This is a genomic window from Streptomyces sp. NPDC054813 (assembly GCF_053611365.1).
The window spans coordinates 1-4,059 of record NZ_JBSHAF010000069.1; the positions used below are offsets into that span (position 1 = coordinate 1).

Here is a 4,059-nt window from a genome sequence, read left to right on the forward strand (position 1 = left end):
CACGAGCAGGGTGTGACGAGGTTCGTGGAGGTCGGTCCGGATGCCGCGTTGACCGCCGTGGGACCGGATTGTCTGTCGCAGGACGCGACGGCGGCCTTCGTGCCGTTGCTGCGTCGCGGGCAGCCCGAAGTCCGTTCGGTGGCAACCGGGTTGGCCCTGTTCCACGCGCACGGCGGCGTCGTCGACTGGGCGTCGTATCTGCCGGCCGCGGCCCGGGTCGACCTGCCCACCTACGCCTTCCAGCACCGCCACTACTGGCTGGAGAACGCCGAGTCGGCCGACCCGGCCGCGCTCGGTGCGCTGCCCGCCGGGCATCCGCTGCTCGGCGCGCTGGTCGCCCTGCCCGGTGCCGTCGACACCGTCCTGACCGGGCGGTTGAGCCTGCGGGCCCAGCCCTGGCTGGCCGACCACCAGGTCACCGGCACGGTGCTGCTGCCCGGTACCGCGTTCGTCGAACTCGCCCGGCACGCCGCCGAACTGCTCGGTGACAACCGGCTGGACGAGCTGACCCTGGAGGTCCCGCTCGTCCTGCCCGCCGAGGGCGGCCTCGCCCTGCGGGTCGTCGTCGGAGAACCCGACGACACCGGCAGCCGCAATATCGAGGTGCACTCCCGGCCGGAGGGCTCCACAGCGCCCTGGACCCGGCACGCCACTGGTGTGCTGTCCGAGAGCAGCGACGACGGCGTCGGTGCGGATCTCGTGCAGTGGCCCCCAGCCGATGCCGATTCGGTCGACCTGGAGGGGTTCTATCCCCGGCTCGCCGACACCGGTCTCGGCTACGGACCGGCGTTCCAGGGGCTGCGGGCCGCCTGGCGGCGCGGCGACGAGATCTTCGCCGAGATCTCCCTTCCTGGCCAACAGCACGTCCGAGCAGGGGAGTTCGGACTGCATCCGGCGCTGCTGGACGCGGCACTGCACGCCCTCGCCCTGCGCGGTGACCACGGCCTGCGGCTGCCCTTCGCCTTCCGAGGGGTCCGCTGGTACGACACGGGCGCGACGGCGCTGCGGGTTCGGCTCACCGTCGTCGGGGCGGACGCGGTCCGGTTGGACCTGGCCGACGGCAGCGGCGCCCCGGTCGGCACCGTCGAGCACGTGGTGCTGCGTGCCCTCACCGGCGGATTACGCGCGCCCGCGCGGTTGGACTCGGTGTACCGGCTGGACTGGACGCCCGCCCGCAGCGGACGCCCCCGCCGTACCGGCGACGATGTGCTGTTCCGGGTCGAGGACATGCCCGTGGCCGAGCGCACCGCCGCCGTACTGGACCGGGTACGTGGCTGGTCGGCCGAGGAGCCCGCGCAGGGCGCCCGTCTGGTCCTGGTCACCCATGGTGCCGTGGCGGCCATCGCCGACGAGGTGCCCGACCCGGCCGGCGCGGCGGTGTGGGGGTTGGTGCGCTCGGCGCAGATCGAGTGGCCCGACCGGTTCGTGCTGCTGGACACGACCGACCCCACTGTCACGGACACGGAGCTGACCGCGGCACTGGCTACCGACGAACCCCAACTGGCCCTGCGTGCGGGGCGGGTGTTCGTGCCGCGGCTGGCGCGGGTGACGGAGGCGGCCGGGGACGCTCCCTGGTCGGTCGAGGATGTCGTGTTGGTCACCGGGGCCAGTGGGACCCTCGGGGGCTTGGTGGCACGGCATGTGGTGGAGCGCCACGGGGTGCGTGGTGTGGTGCTCGCTTCCCGGCGGGGCGGTGACGCGCCCGGTATGGCAGAACTGGCCACCGAGCTCGGTGAGTTGGGCGCCGAGGTGGCGGTGGTGGCGTGTGATGTGGCCGAGCGGGAGGCGGTGGCCGCGTTGCTGGCCGAGCATCCGGTGACAGCCGTGGTGCACGCGGCCGGGGTGGTGGACGACGGTCTGGTCACCGGGCTCACCGAGGAGCGGCTGTGGGCGGTGCTGGCGCCGAAGGTCCTGGGCGCGCGTTGGCTGGACGAACTGACCCGCGACCGGGACCTCACCCGGTTCGTACTGTTCTCCTCCGCCTCCGCGACCCTCGGCAACGCCGGCCAGGCGGCCTACTCGGCCGCCAACGCACACCTGGACGCGCTGGCCCGGCAGCGCCGCGCCGCCGGGCTGCCGGCCACCTCGCTGGGCTGGGGACTGTGGGAACAGCGCAGTGGCATCACCGGCGAGCTCTCCGAGGCCGACCGGGCCCGTATCGCCCGCAGCGGCATCTCCGCCCTGCCCACCGCGGAAGCCCTGGCGCTGCTGGACGCCGCCGTGGGGCTCGGCGAGGCGGCCGTACTGCCGATGCGGCTGGACACCGCGGCTCTCCACCGGCTCGACCCGTTGCCGGAGGTGTTCGCCGGCCTGGTCCGTGGCCGTCGCCGTACCCGGCAGCAGTCCGGCTGGGCCGACCGGCTGCGGGCGCTGCCCGTACCAGAGCGCCGTCGTGCCGCCCTGGACCTGGTGCGCACCCAGGCTGCCGGGGTGCTGGACCTGGCCGGGGCCGAACAGGTCGGCCCCGAGCATTCCTTCGCCGACCTCGGCGTCGACTCGCTGACCGCGCTGGAACTGCGCAACCGTCTCGGCGCCGCCACCGGACTCCGGCTGCCCACCACCCTGGTGTTCGACCATCCCACCCCGGCCGCGCTGGCCGGATTCGTCCTCGCCGAGGCCGGCGACCTCCAGACCGGACCGGAACCCGCCGCGCCCGCGGTCGCGGCCGCCGCGGACGAACCGATCGCGATCGTGGGTATGGCCTGCCGCTACCCCGGCGGGGTCCGCACGCCCGAGCAGCTCTGGGACCTGGTCGCCGCGGGCCGGGACGGCATCTCCGCCTTCCCCGCCGACCGTGGCTGGGACCTCGGCGCACTACCGGTCGGCCTGGGCGGATTCCTCGCCGACGTCGCCGACTTCGACCCCGGGTTCTTCGGCATCTCCCCGCGCGAGGCGCTGGCGATGGACCCGCAGCAGCGGTTGCTGCTGGAGCTGTCCTGGGAGGCGCTGGAACGCGCCGGGATCGACCCGACGGGCGTCCGGGGCAGCCGTACCGGGGTGTTCGCCGGGCTGATGTACCAGGACTACGCGACCCGGCTGGTCCATGTGCCCGAGGAACTGGAGGGCTATCTGGGCAACGGCAACCTGGGCAGCATCGCCACCGGCCGGGTCGCCTACACCTTCGGGTTCACCGGCCCCGCGGTCACCGTGGACACCGCCTGCTCCTCCTCGCTGGTGGCCCTGCACCTGGCCGCCCAGTCGCTGCGCTCGGGCGAGTCCACCCTGGCGCTGGCCGGCGGGGTGACGGTGATGTCCAGCCCGACCCCGTTCCGTGAGTTCGACCGGCAGCGTGGCCTGGCCGCCGACGGCCGCTGCAAGTCCTTCTCCGCCGGCGCCGACGGTACCGGCTGGTCCGAGGGCGTAGGCATGCTCGTGCTGGAGCGGCTGTCCGATGCGCGGGCCAACGGCCACGAGGTGTTGGCGGTGCTGCGCGGTTCGGCGGTAAACCAGGACGGTGCGTCCAACGGGCTCACCGCCCCCAACGGCCCTTCGCAGGAGCGGGTCATCCGCGCCGCGCTGAGGGCGGCGGGACTGTCCCCCTCGGACGTGGACGTGGTCGAGGCGCACGGCACCGGCACCACGCTCGGCGACCCGATCGAGGCGCGGGCCCTGCTGGGTACATACGGCGCCGATCGCGAGCGGCCGTTGTGGCTGGGGTCGGTGAAGTCGAACATCGGACACACGCAGGCCGCCGCGGGTGTCGCGGGCGTGATCAAGGTCGTACAGGCCATGCGACACGGGCGGCTGCCCAGCACCCTGCACATCGACGAACCGACCCCGCACGTGGACTGGTCGGCCGGTGACGTACGGCTGCTCACCGAGGCGATCGACTGGCCGGAGACCGAGGTGCGTCGGGCCGCGGTGTCGGCGTTCGGGGTGAGCGGTACCAACGCGCACGTGATCATCGAGCAGGCGCCGGCTGTGGAGCCGACAGCTGTTCCGGAGCCGGTGTTGCCGGTGCCGGTGCCGGTGCCGGTGCCGGTGCTGGTGTCTGGGCGGAGTGCTGAGGCGTTGCGGGGGCAGGCGGCTCGGTTGCGTGAATACCTGCTCGCCGAACCG

1 protein-coding gene is annotated in these 4,059 nt (G+C 73.7%); it reads left to right on the forward strand.

The genetic code is table 11. From position 1 onward, the window contains the following. Positions 1-12 precede the first annotated feature (12 nt). Positions 13-4,059 (forward strand): type I polyketide synthase (locus ACWGJB_RS49765; RefSeq protein ID WP_453386629.1); only part of this gene is annotated, 4,047 nt, incomplete at its 3' end.